Origin of the sequence: Salinimicrobium profundisediminis (assembly GCF_026241755.1) — a bacterium.
Taxonomy (GTDB): Bacteria; Bacteroidota; Bacteroidia; order Flavobacteriales; family Flavobacteriaceae; genus Salinimicrobium; species Salinimicrobium profundisediminis.
The window spans coordinates 13,821-34,766 of the sequence record NZ_JAPJDA010000021.1 but is presented as its reverse complement, the minus strand read 5'-3'; the positions used below and the strand labels follow the sequence as shown (position 1 = coordinate 34,766).

17 protein-coding genes are annotated in these 20,946 nt (G+C 37.4%); 5 read left to right on the top strand and 12 right to left on the bottom strand.

The genetic code is table 11. The annotated features are described in order from the left end of the window. Positions 1-77 precede the first annotated feature (77 nt). The 8 genes from OQ279_RS13045 to OQ279_RS13010 all read right to left on the bottom strand — a co-directional run bounded on the left by OQ279_RS13045 (position 78) and on the right by OQ279_RS13010 (position 6,639). On the bottom strand, positions 78-1,052 hold the full coding sequence (locus OQ279_RS13045) for a WD40 repeat domain-containing protein (protein WP_266070389.1): 975 nt from the start codon (positions 1,050-1,052) through the stop codon (positions 78-80). Then, positions 1,049-1,540, bottom strand: a complete 492-nt coding sequence (locus OQ279_RS13040; protein WP_266070388.1) for a hypothetical protein — start codon at positions 1,538-1,540, stop codon at positions 1,049-1,051. The genes OQ279_RS13045 and OQ279_RS13040 overlap by 4 nt, the downstream gene beginning before the upstream one ends. Continuing rightward, on the bottom strand, positions 1,537-2,091 hold the full coding sequence (locus tag OQ279_RS13035; protein ID WP_266070387.1) for a hypothetical protein: 555 nt from the start codon (positions 2,089-2,091) through the stop codon (positions 1,537-1,539). The genes OQ279_RS13040 and OQ279_RS13035 overlap by 4 nt, the downstream gene beginning before the upstream one ends. Further along, positions 2,078-2,563: an RNA polymerase sigma factor gene (locus OQ279_RS13030; protein WP_266070386.1), complete on the bottom strand. Its 486-nt coding sequence runs from the start codon at positions 2,561-2,563 to the stop codon at positions 2,078-2,080. Before OQ279_RS13030 ends, OQ279_RS13035 begins: the two co-directional genes overlap by 14 nt. After that, positions 2,556-3,395 carry an alpha/beta fold hydrolase gene (locus OQ279_RS13025; RefSeq protein WP_266070385.1) on the bottom strand — a complete coding sequence of 280 codons (840 nt, stop codon included), beginning with the start codon at positions 3,393-3,395 and terminating at the stop codon, positions 2,556-2,558. Before OQ279_RS13025 ends, OQ279_RS13030 begins: the two co-directional genes overlap by 8 nt. A gap of 82 nt (positions 3,396-3,477) precedes the next feature. Next, a complete protein-coding gene (locus OQ279_RS13020) occupies positions 3,478-5,085 on the bottom strand; it encodes a type IV secretory system conjugative DNA transfer family protein (protein WP_370866529.1) in 1,608 nt (535 codons plus the stop codon). Further along, positions 5,085-6,110 (bottom strand): MobB family relaxase, encoded by a 1,026-nt coding sequence (mobB, locus tag OQ279_RS13015; protein ID WP_266070383.1) that lies wholly within the window; start codon positions 6,108-6,110, stop codon positions 5,085-5,087. Before mobB ends, OQ279_RS13020 begins: the two co-directional genes overlap by 1 nt. Before the next feature lies 1 nt (position 6,111). Continuing rightward, on the bottom strand, positions 6,112-6,639 hold the full coding sequence (locus OQ279_RS13010; RefSeq protein ID WP_266070382.1) for a BfmA/BtgA family mobilization protein: 528 nt from the start codon (positions 6,637-6,639) through the stop codon (positions 6,112-6,114). Between the two features lie 530 nt (positions 6,640-7,169). On the opposite strand from OQ279_RS13010, the gene OQ279_RS13005 reads away from it, so the two are divergent. Beyond that, positions 7,170-7,871, top strand: coding sequence for a hypothetical protein (locus tag OQ279_RS13005; RefSeq protein ID WP_266070381.1), 702 nt, complete (start codon positions 7,170-7,172; stop codon positions 7,869-7,871). Between the two features lie 536 nt (positions 7,872-8,407). Here the strand turns inward: OQ279_RS13005 and OQ279_RS13000 are convergent. The 4 genes from OQ279_RS13000 to OQ279_RS12985 are packed head-to-tail and all read right to left on the bottom strand — an operon-like array spanning position 8,408 to position 15,109. Next, positions 8,408-9,256: an endonuclease/exonuclease/phosphatase family protein gene (locus tag OQ279_RS13000; protein ID WP_266070380.1), complete on the bottom strand. Its 849-nt coding sequence runs from the start codon at positions 9,254-9,256 to the stop codon at positions 8,408-8,410. 9 nt (positions 9,257-9,265) lie between these two features. After that, a complete protein-coding gene (locus OQ279_RS12995) occupies positions 9,266-10,135 on the bottom strand; it encodes an endonuclease/exonuclease/phosphatase family protein (RefSeq protein ID WP_266070379.1) in 870 nt (289 codons plus the stop codon). Continuing rightward, entirely contained in the window at positions 10,132-11,871 is a 1,740-nt protein-coding gene (locus tag OQ279_RS12990; RefSeq protein ID WP_266070378.1) for a RagB/SusD family nutrient uptake outer membrane protein, read from the bottom strand. Before OQ279_RS12990 ends, OQ279_RS12995 begins: the two co-directional genes overlap by 4 nt. 10 nt (positions 11,872-11,881) lie before the next feature. After that, positions 11,882-15,109, bottom strand: coding sequence for a SusC/RagA family TonB-linked outer membrane protein (locus OQ279_RS12985; protein WP_266070377.1), 3,228 nt, complete (start codon positions 15,107-15,109; stop codon positions 11,882-11,884). An 807-nt stretch (positions 15,110-15,916) separates the two neighbouring features. Between OQ279_RS12985 and OQ279_RS12980 the strand changes: the two genes are divergently transcribed. From OQ279_RS12980 to OQ279_RS12965, 4 genes are all read left to right on the top strand, one after another. Continuing rightward, positions 15,917-16,090 carry a hypothetical protein gene (locus OQ279_RS12980; RefSeq protein WP_266070376.1) on the top strand — a complete coding sequence of 58 codons (174 nt, stop codon included), beginning with the start codon at positions 15,917-15,919 and terminating at the stop codon, positions 16,088-16,090. A 12-nt stretch (positions 16,091-16,102) separates the two neighbouring features. After that, a complete protein-coding gene (locus OQ279_RS12975; RefSeq protein WP_266070375.1) occupies positions 16,103-16,450 on the top strand; it encodes a single-stranded DNA-binding protein in 348 nt (115 codons plus the stop codon). A 67-nt stretch (positions 16,451-16,517) separates the two neighbouring features. Then, positions 16,518-16,967, top strand: a complete 450-nt coding sequence (locus tag OQ279_RS12970; RefSeq protein WP_266070374.1) for a JAB domain-containing protein — start codon at positions 16,518-16,520, stop codon at positions 16,965-16,967. A gap of 1,205 nt (positions 16,968-18,172) precedes the next feature. Next, a complete protein-coding gene (locus tag OQ279_RS12965; protein WP_266070373.1) occupies positions 18,173-20,938 on the top strand; it encodes a substrate-binding domain-containing protein in 2,766 nt (921 codons plus the stop codon). Positions 20,939-20,946: the final 8 nt, after the last annotated feature.

Genomic DNA, 20,946 nt, shown 5'->3' with positions numbered 1-20,946 from the left:
TAAGTTGGTCTGGAACTAAAATGATTATATACTCTGGAGATTTAGGTTGTAATTTAGTGCTGGTTTCTATACATTTTTTAATCAATATTCCGAAATAGAATATTGCCTCCTAAATCTGTTACTACAAATTGCATTTCATCTTCGGTAATGGCAATTCCACTCGGTGTATTTCTTAACGGCCCATAGGTTTTAACCAATTCTCCTGATTGTTTATCCCACTTTCGTATTGATTTGTCCAGTCCACATGTAAAAATATATTTTTCACTGAGTTGCCCGGAAACAATCTCTAAACTTAATGGTATGTCTATAGTCGTATCTCTCTCGGGAACATAAATTGGCCAGTCCGGGTGTTGAAGTGTAAATTGAATTTTGTCTGATGTAGTTCGGTAAAGTGTGAATTCTTTGCCATTAATCAGTAAAAGGTCTTTGTTTTTATCAATATCTGCCAATCCTCCCTTTAATGTTCTTTTCTCTTCTTCAAAATTTGTCTGGTAATTCCAAACAATAAAACCTCTTTTATCCTCAAAATAGATATCTCCATTATTATGTATATGCCTGGGTTTCAGTTCTTGTAACTTTATAGGGGTATGAATTCTTTTAAAACCATCGTTTACCCTCCATAAGTAATGATTACCCTTATAATCATAGGTAGCTAAAATGCCATTTTCGGAATTAAAGACCAGCTGTTTCGCCCAGGAGTCATTGAGCGGTAAATATTTTAATATATTCCCATTGTAAACATCAATTACTGCAATCCCGGAATTTAAAGTTGCAGCATAAATTTCATCTTTATCAGAATTGTAAGCAATTGCATAGATTTCATCGTTTATGGCTGTTAATTGTTTTTTTGAGCTCTTGCCTTTAATTACTTCATAAATCTTGCCGTCGTAGGTGGAAACAAGAACGGTATCACTTTTTCCTTTGTAGATTACATCAGTGTGGGAGACGGGATTAATTCCTGTAAATTTTCCATCTTTAATTATAACTTCCTGTTTACAACCCCATATATAAATGGAGATAAAAGTCACCACTAATTTTCTGCAAAAATTCATAAGTCCCCTATGTTTTTCATTTTACCTTTTTCTGTGATATTCAACCAGGAACCTTCATCAGAAGCACCCAGGTTAACTTCATTTCCATTCTTTCCCCACATTCTTAGTGTGGCTGCACCTTGAGGTTCTGCCATAAATAAAACCCTTTGGGAGATTTTTGAATCAAGAGTGAAAAAGACGTTCCCATACGAGTCATCAGTAACATAACCACCTCTTTCTTGTCCTTCGTGATCATAAAGCATAACTCCGGAGACTCCAGAGTTATCTCCTCTGTAAAATCTATATCCTATAGATTGGGCCGGAGGTAGATGTGCACCAATGATCACCCGTTCTGTACCGGTAGAGTCGATAACAACAAGACCTCGAACTGTTAATATTTTGTTGGTCATATCTACCTCGAGCTGATTGTTTTTAACTGTATAGATTAAAAGACCTGTGGTTATAATGGCATTTACAATAATTAAAATGCTAAAAAGGAGCCTCTTCATTTTTGGAGATGTTTTAAGATTTGTAATTCTTTTTTGATTTGTGTCCAAATGAGAATTGCCAACCCCGCAAAGACAAAAAATGACGACCACAATATATACCAGTAAAAACTTTGGGATAAATTCCTCTCAAATAAAGGAAGAAGCCAAAAAAAACCTACCACATAAGTGGTGAAAAGAACTGGTGTAAGAACAAAATGAATCCGTTTTCTCCTAGTGTAATAAGCAGTCAATCTTTTTTTGAATACTTTCATTGGACTATAAATAGGTAATTTCTCCTTTTCTATGCTATTGGTATACTCAAATAATAACCTCAAAGCCAGACTCCCAACCATTAACCCCAGACCAATTAACAGATCTGTATTTTTATATGCAGATAAATAGAAGTAAAATCCAATAAGTACTGCAATGGTTACTACTAATACAACCCCGGTAATACGCTGTTTCCGTTTAAGATATTCTGTTCTCCTGGCAATATTGCTAATACCAGATTCCGGGATAGGTGGGAGGCCTCTTTTGTCCCACTGTTTTTTTATTTTTTTAAATTCCTCCATCTGTTACACATTTTGAAAGTTGTTCTTTAATTCGGTGAATACGCGTTCGTATTGCCTGGTGACTATATCCTGTTATTTCAGCGATTTCTGCTTGCGGTACTTCTTCTAATTCAAGAAATATAATCGTTTTATTATCGGCAGAAAGTTTGTTGATGCACTCATACATTTTTTTGTAGCGTATTTCATCGTTATTTGAACTTATAATTTCATGAGATGCTAAATCTATTTCCAAAGGCACCACTTTTTTTTTCCGCAGCTCTTGCAAACATGTATTAACCGTAATGCGGTAAATCCAAGTGCTAATATTTGCTTCACTCCTAAATTTATCCAGATTTTGCCAAATCTTAATAAACACCTCCTGGGTCAAATCTTTTGCCTTTTCTTCCCTTCCATTGGTGTAACCCAAACAAAGCCGGATAACTTTTGAGTAGTGAGCCGTGTAAAGATCTTTAAACTGCAATTCCTTAGTCATTCCTAATTAATACTTTCTGGATTTTATTTAAGAGCCATTCTGGCTGATCGTACATAATATAATGTGCCGCTCCTTCTGCCATTATAAGATTATAGCCATTTAAGTTTTCATATTGACTATTGAAGTTCCTGGAAACTGTTGCTTCACCATAAGTTTCTGTTGCTGCAATTATGGTAACAGGTATTTTTATTTTGTCTAAGTCAGGTCTTAAATCCCATTTTAATAAATCAGTATATCCGTATACATACGTTTTGCGATCGCTCTGAATTATCCGGGTGGCTATTTTCTCGTGTTGCTCTTCATTTAAGGACATTCTTCTGGCCATTTGAAATGCCATTGCCTTAAATGCAGTGGTGTCCATAGTCAGTAATTGTTGGTTATATGGTGTGTCATAATGAATAACTGAACTATCATAATTTGGTATCATCAAAGCTCCCATAGCAGGAAGGGCATCAATAACTATTAATTGGGAGATTTCAGGGGTTTTGGTGGCAAGCCAAAGCCCCAAAGTACCACCCATACTATGACCAATTATTATAGGGTTATTTAGATTATTTTCTTTAATATATTGTAGAATATCCTGTTGGATTGTCTTCAGCCAGGGAAAGTCTATTGGAGGCACCTCTCCAAAACCGGCAAAGGTAAAAGCATGTACTTCATAATCTTCAGACAAAACGTCAATAATTGTAGTAAATGCTTCTGGGGTACTGGTAAAACCAGGGAATATCAGTACCGGTTGTCCATTACCCTTTATACTGACATTGAAACTTTGTTGGGGAAAAGCCTTTAGGCTTAGAACTAATAAACTTAGGCAAAGTAAAGTTTGTTTCATTTTTAAAGTATTTGTTTTCTCTTTAGATGCATTTGTTCTAGAATGTTACATACCCGTTTTTATTTCATACAATGACTTCTTATTAATTGCTCTTCTTGTTCAGGATTTCATCCCGGACCTCCTGGAATATTCTGTAGTAATTATTTCTTATTTCTTCTTCTGAATATTCAATAAATTTTTCAGGTAATTCTTTCCGCATTCTTGGATATGGGAATTTTACTCTTTTCTCTTTGCCATCGGCAAAACTCACAAATTCTCCTGCTTTTAATCGGAAGAAGGCATCAAATCGAATCCTGGTACTGTCCCTATGGCTTTTGGTAAACCGGGTATCGAAATTAAGGCTTCCTCCCTGGTGGATACTAATGCTTTCCTTCTGTACAATTTCAAAGAACTGTTCGTAGTATTTCGCTGTGTCGGGATCATTTACTTTTCCAAAAAATTGGTATGACAGATTACTTAATATTGCTTTACTGGCTTTTTCCCCGTAAAGCAGATCATTCTGAATTTTGTCCTGCATTACATAAATAGTGGATATGTTATAACTGCGTAAGGTTGCCGGTATGCGATGCATATGCAAAAGACGAAGGGTAGGGGCCTCCTCCATGAGTAGGAAGGAAGCATCGCGCTGCCGGATGCTCATCTGCTTTGTGATAGTATGTATGGTAGTCGCTATGACCGGGGAATAGGCGGTTTCATATTTGGGATTATTGACTATGGAAACTATTGCCGGGTTCTCAGGATTATTAATATCTAAAGGCACTTCATCTTTGGAAAGGGCCATAAAGATCCTTTGGGTACAGATTTTTTTTAATGCATTGGCAAGACTGCTCTTAACAGCTGCAGTCTGACGTTCTGATGCAATCCCACTAATAAACGCATCTGCCATTGACCTCGAGGTGATATTGCCGCTGAGAAAGCTAACCAGCTCCGGGGTATCCATGCTCTGGTAAACTGCTATAAGGTGGGGGAGGGTGCAGTACTCAGGATAATCAGATTTTAATTTCCAGATCATGCCTCCAACTAATCCTTCCACGGCATCATTAAAGAATTTAGTGCTACCTGATGCGAGAAGTTCTTTTTGTTCCAGGAGGTTTTCCAGAAGTACCCTCGATACTTCATTGACACTTTCTTCATCAATCATATATCTTGGAGCAATAGGATTGACCCTGTGGTATATGCGGTCAAAGGAGATAATGTAAAAAGGAATTTTCCCGGATTTAAAAAGGGGATAGGCGATCTCTGTGAGTTCAAAATTTTTATAATCGTGTAGTAGACCACTAAAGGAATATTTTTTGAAATGCCTTAGTAGACTATATACCACACTTTCTGTCTTGCCGCTTCCTGCAGCTCCAATAATGGAAACTCCTCTCCTCAAGTTGTCTAATACCAGGTTTCCCGTTGCCAGGGGAAGATTGGCTCTGTACTTTTTTACTGATGATGATGCTTCATTTTGTGGTGAGACAAAACAATACAAACACAGATTTAAAGCTGATGCCGGTAAAAATAATTTTAAGGAAAGTTCTAAGAGCATAGCTAAATTGACTGGGTCTGGGAGTAAGCAATAGCTGAGATACAATAGGAAGGCCTGATTAAAAAGAACACCTTTTCTGAACTGTTTTAAGTGAAGAATAAACAGGCTGCAAATGCTTGTGTAAATGACCATCCATAGTATGTATAAAGCCGAAATCATCAGTAATGAATGGAAGATGACCTCACAGCTAACCCTATTGCTTGTCTGAAATTTTTGATGGCCAGTTGTACCTGGGCTGGTGTGAACCCGGTAGCAGGCAGTGTCATACCAGCAGTTCTGAGTACTTTAAAAGCTAACTGTCTTTCATTCAGTGGTAACTTCATAAGTCTTGAATAATACAGCCCGGGATTATTTTGCAGCTCTTTCCTGGAAGTATATTTTTCTACAAAATTTCTTTGGTACTGAAACATCCTGTCAAAAGTCTTTTCTGCACTTTGAAAGAACTGATTCCTGTCAAACCCCCTTTTTACTGTCCTGCCGTGCATCTCAACAGCAGAAGACCTGTATTTGCTGCCCGGAGAAAGGCTGTAGCGGTTCGTGGCATCTTTCCGACTGACAATTACATGAACATGGGTTTGAAGTCCTGGCTTCAGCATCCCTTCTTTAATATAAGCTTTACCAATTTTGTGTGGGATTTCCTTTTTAAGTTGACTGATTTCTTTTTTTATCTTTTGAAGATCTCCATCCATATCTCCTCTCCTGATTTTTACCAGGTCATGTTCTAATTTTACTAACCTCTTGATGTAGGGGCTGTTCTCTCTAATTTCTTTATCGTAATAATGATAACTGCGCTGATATTCTATTTTTGCGAAAAATTTGAGATTTTCTATACTCACTGGTTTTCCCTCAATCTCCCGGTTAAAGGCTTTAGCATAATCCTTCATGACCTGTAAGGTGTATTCCCTTAGAGACGCTGAGTTATTCTGGATATGCCTGAGTTCATACTGACTGGGATTAATGGTTAGAGAGTAATACCTGGGTTCAGTTTTCCTGAGTTTAGCCGCATTGGCATCTATTTCTCCAATTACCTGTTGCTCCGAAATTTGATTTCCGGTTTGGTTAAAGAAATAACTCATTTTCTCAAGGGGTTGATCCCGATTCTCCTTTTCAAGATAAGTCACAAAGTCAGCAACACTACTGGTGAAATTGCCTCCTATTTTTTGGGGGGAGATGGTAAGGTACATTTCAATAGGAGTTTAATTTTCTTTTCATTCTTTCCAGCTCTTCTCCTGCCATTTCAAGCACATATCTATCGGGACCAAACGTCCTCTTGTCATAGATTACTTTACTCAGTATATACTCAAGATCCTTTTTAATCTCCTCGTAGACTCTAATCTCCGAACCGGACAGATTTTCTTTAGATTTTACTGAAGTAGCTCTTTCCTGTGTAGGAGGCAGTGGAAGACGGGTAGAAGGAACAGAAGTTGCCTGAGCAGGATCAAAAAGTAGCTGTAACATCGCAAGAGTAGGCTGGGTTTGGGTTTTTTCTATTTCCTTTATTATAGCTACTATAGCATTAAGCCGCTTTTGTATTTTTTCATCCAAGGCTGGTAAATCTATTTTAGCTTTATGACGGGGCGAAATCTGGTACTTCTGAAAATAATCCAACACAAGCTCCAGTATTTCCGTATTTGATCCTCCCGTCTCCCTGCAGAATGCACGAAACCTTCTAGCGGTTTCTATTTTAATACTAATGGTGGAAAATGTACTCATTCAGCGCGTCTGTATTCAGGTTTCGGAAATATTAAAATAATATTTCCGAAACCTGAGTATTTATCTCTTAATGAACTTTAAGAACTACTTCCACCGCATTTAGCGGATTCCCTAATAAAATGTTAGTTTAATTGCATAAATGATGATGAATATCGTAGGGATCTAATAGGTATTTTGTAAAAAAAAACCTTTTTGTGGCCTAGTATAGCACATTTATCCAAAGTTCCGTAAATGGATTACTAAAGAGAGTTTGGCCAAGGAAGCTATTCAGGTTCTAACTCGCAATATAGTATCTCTTAGATTTTAATTTACAGGCCTGATTCCTTTGTTAGGTTGCTTGTATAAAAGAAAAGAGAGTTGAATATTAGAATCCAGATAGTTATTACTGAACCAATTTTTTTAGTTGTTCATGATACTCCTTATTTTGATCGCAAATAGATATTCGTAGTGTAACATAATGGTCTGTTTATTTTTCGCTATCGTTCTCGTGGAGTGCTATTTTTTGTGTAAATTTTCAGTATTAAATTTATATGAAAAATTATAGAAATCTTTTGTGGGCTGTCTTTTCTGTCCTACTACTTTTAAATCTCGTTGGCTTTTCCATATCTGATAACGAGGTTTTCAGTTGGCTGAGACTTTTAGAAAGTGTTGTTCTTTTATCATTTTTATTGAGGCAACATCTTCTTAAAGATATGTATATAATAGGGGCCGCATTTTTTTTCGTTATACTTAACGTATGCGTAATTCATTATGAAATTCCTGTTTTTAGAAGAGGATATTATTTAAGTGGAATATTCTGTTATCTTTTTCTTGTACTTCATCTTTGGCCAGAATTAAGAAAAATTAGAATTTCTCTTTTGGAAAAAATCATTTTTGGAACGCTCTTTCTCCTGGACGGTGCATTGGTTTTTTATTTAAAAGATATCATTCGTGAGAAATTTAATGATCTTTTCGTTGAGCATCTTTTTCTTTTATATGGCTGCTTAAGTATTCTTTTAATTTTAGCAGCAGTCTACTACAATAATTTGTACAACAATCGATCTTCTTTATTTTTCATAAATGCAATCCTTTTTCTGGTTATTTCTGATGTAACATTGTTTATTGCGTATTATATGGAATTAAATTTGTTTTATTTCCCTTCTGCTCTTTTATATTTGTTTGGGATTACATGTCTAATCAAGTTTTCTGTTATCCCCAAAAAAGAAGATTTGATTCCAATTTTAAAAGGTTAACTTTCCACTCCTGAAAAACTCCTTGTCGTGCACTTTCTGATATTTTGAATTTTTCACATTGTTTCAATGGAAAATTTAGATGCTAAAATTTCTTCTTATTATTCAGTTGAATCATTAAGATTCACCATTATTACTTAAGCAGGAATTGAAGCATATCTTTTTTGGGAGAGGGTCAAGATGAGAATTATTAAAGAGAAGTAGAATCTTGTGTATAAACAAAAAACCTGTATCAGTATAGTACATTATATCAACAAGTTTTTCTTCAAGCCATCTTTCACTAACTTTTATATCCAGATGGTTTTAAAACTGAAATAATATGGTCATCATTCACAGGTATTTTTTATTTGCCGTTCTAATTAGACGCAACGACATCTGAAGCATTAATTACAGTCATTTGTGGAATTTCTTGTTCTTTTTTTTTCATTTCTGCCGTAATGGTTATTATCTTTAATTACCTTATCTGTAGCAATTTTGATCTGAAATTCCAGGGAATATAACAGGCTATTGGCAGTAATAAGTAATTTTTTTTATTTTAATCACTTAATAATGTTCAAAACAGCCAACACAGGCAAATGATCTGAAGCGGACGTTTGTATAACCCTATGTTCTTTTATAGCAAATAACTTTTTTGGTTTATATGCAATGAAATCTATGGCTTTTTCAGGATCATGAACTGGGATTGTTGGTTCACATGTACTACAGGTCCTGGTAAAATTCATATCCAAAATATTAATGACTTCTGAGTCTGGAGGTGCATTAAAATCTCCTGCTATAATCATTGGCAGTTTTTCTTGTGAAGCAAGATTTACAATTTCTTTTATTTGAAGAAGCCGATCAAAATCCTTTTTTTGAGCATCTAAGTGTGTACTACCAAAACGAATAAAAGTATTATCAGGAAGTGAAACTTTTACTGTAGCCAATACTCTCGGTTCACCATGAGTGCCGAAAGCACTGGGAAGCAGGTGGATTCTCTCTTCTGAAATTTGGTATTTTGAGAGAATTGCGACTCCATATTGTCCACCATCAAAATCTATTGCTTTACCGAAAAATACATTCATTTTAAGCTTTTTAGCAATTATTTCTGCTTGGTTTCCCTTCCCTGATCTTCCTGTATTGACATCGATTTCTTGCAATGCAACAATATCAGGATTTTGTTTTTCTATTGTTTCAACGATTGCCGAAATATTAATAGAATCAGGAATTGAAGGAGGGTTCGCGTGATGTATGTTGTAGGTCATCACCCGGAGACTTCTATCTATTCGATCTTTAGGTGCCGCGCTCTCTTCTTTCGGTTTACTAGTTCCATCTCCTGGTTGAAAACTAGGTAAAATTGAGGCCGTCGTGAAGACAGCCCCCAATAGTAGAAACAGTGAAAAATTTTTCATAGTAGTCGATCAATTACAATCTAAAGATTTTTTCCAGATAAACTTTGCTATTACAGGAAAATGATCTGAAATAAACCACCTTCCTCGTTGTCCGTCCAAAACATGATATTTTTCCGGCTGTAATTTCTTTCCTTTGTAGAAGACATAGTCTATTCTGTAACGATCCCCACTGGCTTCTACGTCCCAACTATTAAAGGTATAACCGGGAGAGTAAATTTGTTCTTCGGGCAAGTTGGAAAAGGTATCTTCAAGCTTATTGTCCAGCAGAACGTTATAAGGTTCTGAGTCTGGTGCAGTGTTAAAATCGCCTGTTAATATGACTTGCTCCTCTCCTGCAATGGCCTGCATTCTTTTACCAATCAATTCAGCACTGTTTTTTCTTGCCGCTTTCCCCCTATGATCAAAATGAGTATTGAAAAAGTAAAAGGTTTCTCCTGCCTTTTTATCTCTGAACCTTGCCCAGGTAACAATGCGGGGCAAAGCGGCGTCCCAACCTTTTGAGGCTGTTTTATCCGGAGTTTCAGACAACCAGAAAGTGCTACTATCCAATAGCTCGAATCTATCCTTGCGATAAAAAATGGGACTGTATTCTCCTTTTTCACCTCCTTCTCTGCCTTCCCCAACAACTTCAAAGCCTGGGAGCAAAGATTCCATATCTTTTAATTGGGTATGGGTGACTTCCTGGGCACCAACGATGTCCAGTTCAAAGAATTTTATGCTCTTAGTCAGCCAATCTTTACGGTTCTCCCAAATATTGATACCGTCCTCAGAGCTGTTCCATCTTATATTATAAGAGGCAACGATTAGATTTCCATTATTGTTCTGTGCAGTTACATTTATAGTAAGAAGCACCATTGCAATGATTAGTAAGTTTTTCATTCCCATCCTGGATTTTGTTCTAAATTAGGGTTCAATTGTAGTTCGATACGTGGAAGCGGATAAAGGTAATCCTTATTCTCATTGAAAGTGCGATTGTCGAAATCCGGATGTGGCTCTATTAGGTTGTTCTCATCAAGAAATACATCTGAACCTATTTCATAATACTGAACTCCCGGAACAAGCTTGTCTGGACGCTCTCCCTGATACAACACCACGTTGGTTTCACCATCTCCGGTCAGATCATATTCGCCTGGACCGGGAAAATACATGCCTCGAATGGGTTGCGTTAAAGTTTCTCCGGCTTTCCAACGTACGACATCATCCCATCTGAAGTTTTCCATGTAAAGTTCAATACGTCTTTCCCGTCGGATTTCCAGGATTACTCCTTTGTTATTTTCGGCTACACCAGGATACTGATCAGCCATAAAAGGATCAGGATTACCATTGGCAGTTTCCAATGACAAATGGGCCATACCCACTCTGTCTCTCAGCAGGTTGATCGAATTATCCAGATCTTCCTGGGTTAGAGTACCAAGTTCTGCCTTCGCTTCCGCGTAGTTCAGAACAACTTCTGCAAACCGGAATAAAGTGAGATCTGTTATAGATTGTCCATTTGTATCATAAACCGGTTCGGTGACGTATTTTGTAATCTGGTATCCTGTAACAGTGGCCCCTAAATTTGGTGCCAGTTCCATGGACTCACCTTTTCTGGTGTAGCCGGGGGTCCGGATGGTTTGGGAAAGCCTTGGGTCTCGATCTTTCACCTCTTCTGTAAAAAATAATTGATTGTAATTATCTTGATCGGTGAAGCGGGACCCATCTCTGTACAGGTAACTATTGACCAAATCTTTAGGCATTCCAGGTCTTCCGTAAGAGGAGGTGGTAGTATAGTAATTGACATTATGTCCTATATTCAATGCTTCAGAATATGCCCGTGCAAGAATTATTTCAGTACCTATGGCTTCATGAGAATTGAACAGATTTGCATAATCTTCTTCTGGCTTTCCTGTACTGTATATCCTATAGGGCGAACTATTGATCAGCTCCTCAGAGGCTGCCACTGAAGCTTCAAGGTATTTTTCGTACCCGTCTATACTTCTGTATTTTTCATAAGTGCCTTCATAAAGTCCAACTCTTGACTTTAAAGCCAATGCTGTGTATTTGCTGACCTCGAACATGTTCTGGGCTGCTTCCATGTTTGCTATAGCCCAATCCAGGTCTTCCAGGATTTTATCTACTACAAATTGACGGGAATCTCTTGGCTTAGTAAGGGCTTCTTTATCTGAAGGGTCTATAGTCGAGTCATACCATGGCACCTCTCCGAAACGTTGTAACTTCTGGAAATAAAAGTAGGCCCTGAAAAAACGAGCGACACCTCCGTAATGGTTCTTGGCGGCTTCATCATCGCTTCTCGTATAATTTTCAAGAAAAAAATTGATATCCCGTAGATATGCCCAATCCCATCCTCCTCCGGATGTGGGAACCAGGCGTGTTCCCCTCATCTCATCACTCAATTCATTTTGTATGATATTATCGGTTCTTGAATCGCCGTTGTAGATGGAAGTATGAGGTAGCATCCTGTAGAATCCGTTGGTGTATAGTTCCAGGTCACTGGCCGTTACAAAGAAGTTTTCCGGAGTAACCTCTGATAAGGGTTCTTTATCCAGGAATTCTTCGCTACACGAGAACAGAGTACAGCACAAAACTGCAAGAAATAATATATTTTTATAGTTCATAGGGCTTGTTTTAGAATTGGAATGTTAATCCCAAAGAATATGTTTTGGTAAAAGGAACTGTTTGGGCAGTACTTCGGTTGGAGGAAGTTGTTGGTTGGTTTAAATTAACTGAATTACTGGCTGCTTCCGGATCAATATAGTCTGTTAGGGGAGAAAATGTGAATAGGTTCTCTCCACTGAAATAAACCCGTAATTTTGTGGCAGGAACCTGAGAAATGATCCCTTCTGGTACCGTGTAGCCAAAGGTGAGGTTCTTCAACCGCAGATAGGCTACGCTTTGAAGATATCTGTCATTGACCTTTTCCAAGGATCCTCCCAATGCTATATATCCATAATTCCTTGGGAAATAGGCGTTGGGATTTTCAGGAGACCACATATTATCCGCAAGATCTTTTCTGATAAAAGAATTGTATGGCCTGTTGTAGGGGCCCCAGAAAAGTCGCGAGTCTGAATTGGGATACCAATCCTGTTTGCCTACACCCTGGAAGAAGGCCGAAAGATCAAATCCTTTCCATTCCGTGTTCAGGGTTAAACTGTATAAATATCGTGGTGCTGAGTTACCGATTATCTCCCTGTCTCCGGGATCATTAACCGTATTTTCTCCCTGGTTTACGACACCATCTCCATTGAGATCCAAATATTTTACATCACCCGGCTTTAATCCTCCTCCTGAAGTGATACGGTTGGACACAAAACTCTGATCTGCATGATTTGCTATTTCTTCTTCCGTCTGAAATAATCCATCTATACGATAGCCCCACAGTTCTCCATTGGTCATTCCTTCATAAAAATCGATTAGGCTTAAATTGGGATTTTCAAATCGTGTGATTTTAGTTACTGAATTTGACAAGTTTCCGGTTAAGGAAAATGAAAAAGGATCATTGGACAGTTCAAAAGAATCTCCATATGTCAAAGAGAGTTCAAAGCCCCGGGTTCTCAGATCTGCTGCATTTTCAAGTGGAGAAGCTGCTCCGAGCACTGCAGGTAAGGTGGCTCCCGGCACCAGCATTCCTTCGGTGTCCCTCTGAAACCAGTCGAAGCTCATGAAGAACCGGTTGTCCAATAGGGCTATGTCTGTTCCCAGATTTAAAGTACTAACTTCTTCCCAGGTTATTTCCGTGGGATTCAAAGCTGGTGATTCAATAAAATTGAGTCTGCTTCCATTCATTACGTAATCATACAGACCATTGGGAAGTGTGGAGAAATATGCGTAGTCATTTATGTTCTGGTTACCCAGTGAACCGTAAGAGACCCGCAATTTGAGCATGTTAATATCCTTCTCAAGATCACTAAAAAAACCTTCTTTGTTTAACAACCAACCTGCTGATGCAGATGGAAAGAATCCCCACCTGTAGTTGGATGGAAATCTTGAGGTTGCATCATATCTTCCGTTAAACTCCAGTAGGTATTTATCCTTATAGTCATATGAAAGGCGATAGAATAATCCTTGCAAGGCCCATTCAGAGGCACTCCCTCCTGCAGAAGGGTTACTGGTGGCCAGTCCGAGGGAATTAAGGTTGTCGGAGATAAGATTTTGTTTTCCTGCTTCAATGCGTTTTATCAGGAATGTTTCATGGTTGTACCCCAGTACAGCTTTTAAATTGTGGTCTCCAAAAAGTCCTCTATACTCCCCGTAAACGTTCAGGGCATCATACTTGCTTTCCGACCTGTACTCGTTTAGATAGTCATACCCCATCAGGTCTATTTGACCGGGATAAATGGAATAGGGAATCCGGGTGGAACGTTCAAATTGGCTGTAGTTATTTCTCCGTATCGCATAGCTTCCGTTAATTTTTAGGGAAGGAAAAAGTTTTAACTCAGCTGATGCTATATTGGAAAAGCCATTATCATTTGTCTGTTGTTTAGAAGTTCCCTGTAATAAAGAAGCGTAAATGCCGTCCCCAATAGTATAGTTGTTCAATTCTGTTCTCCACAAGGCAGTACCATCGGGATTTGTAGGCATGTACGAAGGCAAGGCATGAACCCATATCATGCTTCCCCAGACGTCACGATAACCGTATTGGGTTCCTCCATGCTCTAGATCTTCGGAGCTATTGTATTGCATGTTATTGGAGAATTTTAGCCAGTCGTTAGCTTGAATGTCCAATTTACCTCTGAGATTGTATTTTTGGAATTCATCGTCCTGGACCTTTAATATCCCGGTAGACTGGAAATTGCGGTATGAAAAATATGCCTGGATCTTTTCAGACCCTCCCGAGACTGATCCTGTGTAGATCTGTGAAGGATATCTTTTCCTGAAAAAAGTATCCCACCAGTCTGTATGTCCATAATGTACATATTGTTCCCGTCCATTTCTTTGGTCAACAATAACTCTTGCTAATGACGGATTTTGAGATACTTCAAGTAAAGCCTCCATGTCGGCTTCAGAATAACCGGTATAGGAAGCTCCACTGTTATTTCTGAAGGCTTCATCAACAATGGATACAGCCAAATACGGATCAGTAACAAAATCCGTGTTCATTGTTGGGCTGCTAACAGCTATAGTACTTCCAAGATTGACCAGGATGTTTCCCTCCTTTGCATTTTTAGTGGTTACCAGCACCACACCAAAAGCAGCCCTGGCTCCATATATAGCTGCAGATCCTGCATCCTTCAGAACGCTTATGGATTCCACGTCATTGGGGTTCAGGTTACTCAGGTTGCCCTCAACTCCATCTATTAAAATCAATGGCTGGCCTCCATTAATAGAGGTAAACCCACGAATGTTGATCCGGGGTTCAGCACCGACTTTACCTGTGGATTGGGTGACGTTCAGTCCAGGACTGAGACCCTGTAAACTGGAAGTTATATCGGCTACAGGTCGTTCTGCAATATTTTCCGTATTCACAGTGCTGACTGCGGTGGATAAATTCTCTCTGCTGGTTTTTCCATACCCCACCACAACAACTTCATTAAGGGCTTGAAGGTCCTGTTCAAGAGTTATTACAAATTCAGTTTGAGAACCAATTTTTCTTTCCTGAGATTTAAAACCTAAATAAGAGAAAACTAGTGTATCACTTTGACTTGACGCGGTTAAGCTGAATCTCCCTTCAAAATCTGTTACTGTTCCTATCGAAGTACCTTTAATCTGAACTGTAACTCCGGGCAAGGGTAAGCCTTCCTGGTCTATTACCTTGCCCTGAACAACTTGCTGAGATGCTTTAGAATTAAAATTTTGGATAATATTATTAGTATCGGACGCAAAAGCTTCCGGTATAACTAAAAGAAAATACAACAAAATGAAGTGTTTCTTTAAGAGTAATCTTAAAAAAAATTGTATGTTAGTGTTCATTACAATTTGGCTAAAATTTGATTTTTGTAGTTAAGTTTTGGTTAGCCCAATCTGTTGCAGCAGAGTGGGCTTTTTTTTTGGCTAATTCTTATTTGACTTTCTTCTTATAAGTAATCTGTTTAGAGATTATTTTTTCTGTTTTCGTTTCTGAACTGATGAATGCAAAACAACCGAAAACTACCTTTAAGTGAGTTTGCTTTAGATTAAGAATTGATTAAGAAAAGTTTATTGGGTAAAAAGTGGAGTATTTCAATTTTTCATAATACTAAATGATAAAACAAGAAATTAAGGATTATATATCCCCTAAAAATGATAGAATATGTGTTCCTTTTAACTAATAAAGAAATAGAAAGGAATTGTAATTTCTCATAACCGGAGAATATTGCATGGTCTAAAGCCGCTCAGCACATTTCCGCTGCATTCCACAGAAAAAGCTCCATTTCGGGAAAAGAGCTTCACTTTAAAACTTCCTGGACATCATCCCCAATTTCTTTTTTTCACTACGCCGGAAATTCATTTCTTCTGAAGGCTGCGCTACACTACATAATTGGGGATGAAGTCCGCTCAAAATGGATTTTCATATTATGGCTTTGGTGCCACTTCCAGATGTTCTGTTCTTCCCCTAAGCCTTTTTGAATCCTCCCGAGCCTGCGCTGACCTCACCTTTTTTGTAAGCAAAGTAACAACATTCGGAAGTTGACGGACTGCATAAGCCAGTCGTACCTCCTTTTTATAAGTCCTTATCAATTCCGAATGTTTAAAAATCATACAGCAACAAAAAAGGTAACAGCGAAGGCTCTATGGGAAGTAAATCAAAAAATAGGAAAAATGAAATCAAACAACAACATCAAAAAGGAAGCGGCACCAAAGAAAAACAAAAAGGAAAACGCTCCGGATATAAAAAGTAAATCCATTATTAATCTTTAAATATTTAATGTTATGAGAACTATTAGAAACAAAGTGCAGCTCATCGGGAACGTAGGAAATTCACCCGAAACCAGAACCCTTGAAAATGGCAAAAAAGTAGCTTCTTTTTCCATGGCCACCAATGAATTTTATCACAATTCACAGGGTGACAAGGTTGAACAAACTCAGTGGCACCAGATAATTTGCTGGGGTAAAACCGCTGAAATAGTGGAGAAGTATGTAGCTAAAGGAAGAGAAATTGCCGTAGAGGGAAAACTCTCCAACCGCTCCTATGAGACTACAGAAGGATCCAAGAGATATGTATCTGAAATTATTGCCAGTGAAATTCTTTTGCTGGGCACTGCTTCCACTAAAGCTTAAAAATCAAAAGAGGGTGCATATGTCCGTTTGCACCCTCTTTGAAATAATCGCATTAACATCTAAACTTATGAAAACTAAAGTTAATGAAATATCTCTGAAATACCTCGGCAACATGAGAATAAAGGAATCACCAAAAATATCTTCTTCTAATGATGCTTTTGAGAAGTTCTATTGCCAATGGAACTTAAACCACATCGCCATGCAGGAATGTTTTAAACTGATGCTCCTCAACAATGGAAACCGGGTGAAAGGTATAGTTGAAATATCCACCGGGGGTATTACCGCTACTCTGGTAGACCTGAGAATCCTTTTTGCAGTAGCGCTTAAATCATTAGCCACTGCAATTATCGTAGCTCATAATCATCCTTCAGGAACTCTTTTGCCCAGCCAGGACGATAAAACCCTGACCCGGAAAATCAAAGAGGCAGGTTTGCTTCTCGATATAAAACTCCTGGACCACCTGATTATTACTCCGGAAGGAAAATACTTTTCATTTGCCGATGAAGGAATTTTATAAAAGAACAAACCCATGACAGGCCGGAGATGATCCGGCTTTTTTTTGTAGGAAACTTTTGACTGCTCCAGATGGTCAAAAACTTATAAGAAGCAGCAATTTAATTAGCTGGTAAAAAGGAAAGCAAGAGGATAACACGCTAAAGCGATGTTATTTAATTAAAAAAATCTGTATAGTGCTGATATACAAATAGTTTTATTCGTTATATAATATTGTCTTACCTAGAACTTTAGAGTAGGGGATACAGTAAAATTTTCTGAGCCCTTATGTGTACTGGTTTTGATTAATTAAACGATAATTAAATCCTGATTATGCAGTTTTTATAAGAATATTTGGTATTCCACCTAGTGTTAGAACCCTTAGGCAACTTCTGAAGCTTTGGCAGGTACACCATAAATTAGCTTCATGTATTTTCTATTATGTATAAATAGTAGCTCTGGAATTTCACAGGCAAGATTAAAAAATATGAGGGTTGTAACTTTATATTTTCTACTTGCACAATTTTTAAAGAGTTTTTTTGGCGTAAACATAATGTGAGAATATCTAGGCCTTAATTCTTATGTGTTTTGTCTATTTATTTACAAAGGCATTTCAGCTAATTAAAAGTAGGTGAACTCATACCGTGTATATGCTTTAAATTCAGTGAGTGTCTGTGACCTCACCTAACGAGTGTTCTGTAATCTGTATATTTGCCCCTAGGGTAAGCAACCAAAAGGGTAAACCCCGATTAGAAACCGGGGAAGCGTCCTCAATCAGTTCTTGATTATATACGAAAAAAGGGGTATATAAGCTTAGGAATGCGCAATAGGAAGTAAAAGCAAAAAGTTTCATAGAATTTTAATGCTATCACAGGATTAAATCAGCAAATCTAAAGGGATATCTGAAAAAACTTTCTAAGTCTCTTGTCACATGTTGATATAAGCTTTTAAATTGTATAATTTATTATTGCAAAAAAAAGATTAGTAAATTCAATCTAGCAGAAAGCCTCCTATTGAAATTTGTTACCTTTCCATTTGCTAAAAAAAAAGTAACAGCATTCAAAATTGTGGCGGTTATTTATGAGGTTCTCTTTTAATAAGCCCATATATACTTTCCCTTTTGTTTGGCGGGAAAATCGTAAAATTTAAAAAGGGCATCTGTTAAAAGTTAATCCAAATATTTGGACATTTTGGTGGAACTTATGAAGATGCAGAGGTACATTCATTTTTATGAAAACAATAGTGAAATATGTAAGGTCTATATCCATCCTCCTTATAATTCTGTTTTCTGCCTGTAGCCCAGATGAAGAGCGTGAAGGCTACTTAATAGGTTTTTCCCAGGCAATGACAACAGATAACTGGCGGAAAGAGATGAATCGATCTATGAGGATTGAAACTTCTTTGCATCCTGAACTTGATCTTGAAGTTCTCGACGCAGCTGGAAATATCCAAAAACAAATAGAGGACATAAATCTTTTAATTGATAAAAAGGTTGATGTACTGATAGTCTCTCCTATTCAATCTGCACCTATTACCCCAATAATTGAAAAGGCCATGAGTGAAGGCATATCGACTATTGTGATAGACCGCAAAATAGAAGGGAGTAATTACACAGCATATGTAGGGGCAAACAATGTAGAGGTAGGAGGGAATGCTGCAAAGTACATATTGTCTCATGCGAGCCACAAGAAGGGGAATATAATTGAAATTAAAGGTTTGGCGGGATCTTCTCCAGCATACGAACGCTCTCTGGGATTCAGAAATGTCATTAATAAACAAACCAATTTAAAGATCATAGGTACGGTTCAGGGCGACTGGGAGAAACATTCAGTTGAAGTAGGACTTAAAAAAATTCTTGATTCCACCTCTAATGTAAATTACATCTTCACTCACAATGATAGAATGGCACAGGGAGCTCTTGAGGTAGCCAGGAAAAAAGGCCTTGATGATAACATTATTTTCGTGGGAGTGGACGGACTATATGGCCCCAGTGGGGGAATCCAACTGGTAAAGGATGGAATACTTTCAGCTACCATACTTTATCCAACAGGAGGAAGTGAAGCAATACGGCTTGCAAAGAATCTGCTTCAAAATGAAGTAGTAGAAAAAAATAATATCCTTAAGACAGTGGTCATAGATTCTGTTAATGTGGATATTATGCAGAACCAGTTTAATAAGTTAAATCAGCAGCAGACGGATATTGAAGAACAGCAGGCGATCATTCGGGAACAAATCACCTCCTATAATACTCAGAACAGTCTGATTCAGCTTATGGCTTTTTTGTTATTCCTCCTGTTGATTCTTGCCCTATATAGTATTTATCTTTTAATTAGAGTCAAACGGGGAAAAAGAAGTCTCGAAATCATTAATAAAAAAATTGTGGTTCAAAGGAATCAGATTGAAAATTTCGCTAAACAGTTGAGGAAAACCAACGAGACAAAAATTAATTTTTTCACTGCATTGTCTCATGAATTTAAGACTCCTCTTACACTTATTACGAGCTCGGTAGAGTCTCTGAGTAAAGCAAAAGATCAAGACCTTGATAATTACAAATATGAGACAAGGCTTATAATGAATAATTCAAAAAGATTGTTGCGTCTTATTAATGAGTTATTGGATTTCCGAAAACTAGAGACTAGATCTTTTGTGATAAAACCAAGTCGAACAAATATATATGAGTTTTTTAAATCCATTTTTCATGATTTTAAAACAGAAGCTGCTATAAATTCCATTGATATGGATTTAAAGTGTACAAATAAGGAACTTGAACTTTATATTGATAGAAATATGATGGACAAAGTCTTTTTCAACTTGCTCTCGAATGCCTTAAAATTCACTCCGAAAAACGGAAAAATTTCTGTCCGTATTGAAGAAAGTTCCGATCCTAAAAAAATCAATATTTACGTGAAGGACTCGGGTATAGGAATTCCTTCAGGAGAACAAGAACGAATTTTTGATCCCTATTTTCAAGCAACTAATAATCTTAAACCGGGCTCAGGAATGGGCTTGTATCTAACCAGAGAATTTGTAAAACTTCATGGAGGCACGGTTTCCTTAAGATCAAAGAAAGGAACTGAGTTTTGCGTGTCACTGCTTGAAGGGACGGAACATCTAAAGGATTATATAATTTCTCAAGATGAACCTTTAAAGTATGAAAAATTAGAGACTCATATAGACTCACTGTATCCACAGGCAGTGATGAAAGATCTTCCTGGTGTTTTGGACAATGAACTGAATATACTTTTAATTGAAGATAATCTTGATTTGGCGAATTTAATTCAGAGGAACTTTCATAAAGAATACAACCTACATCATTCCGACGGAACGGATGCCATAGAGAAAGCTCTTGATATTGTGCCGGACGCGATAATATGTGATTTAAACCTTCCGGACAAAAGCGGATTTGAAATATGTAAAGAATTAAAGAATGACCTTCGAACCTCTCATATCCCGGTAATAATTCTAACCGCCCTTAACGATGAGGAATCGAGGATAAAGGCTTTGCGTAGTGGTGCGGATTTTTATATTACCAAACCCTTTAATCTGGAAGTTCTTAAGCAATCGGTGGTGTCAGTACTGTACAACCGAGAGAAATTGAGGTACTATTACACAAATAGGATTAATGAAATTGAAGATAATAAGCTCAATACCTCCGAACAGGAATTCCTGAAACAGCTAAATGAGGTTATTGATAAAAATTTACAGGATCAAAATTTTTCAGTTGAGGAGCTTTCAAATATTTTCAATATTTCAAGAGTACACTTGTATAGAAAAGTTAAAGCTATGTTAGGATTAACGGTCAATGAATATATTAATTCCCAACGACTCGCAAAAGGAAAATATTTATTAGAGGATACCAATCTAAACGTGTCTGAGATTGCTTACAGCGTTGGGTATTCTTCTCCAGGTTATTTTTCCACATCCTTTAAAAATAAGTACGGTCTAACTCCTAAAAAATTCAGAGATTCCAAAGAACCTTTAAAAGACTCTGTTTAAAATCTTTC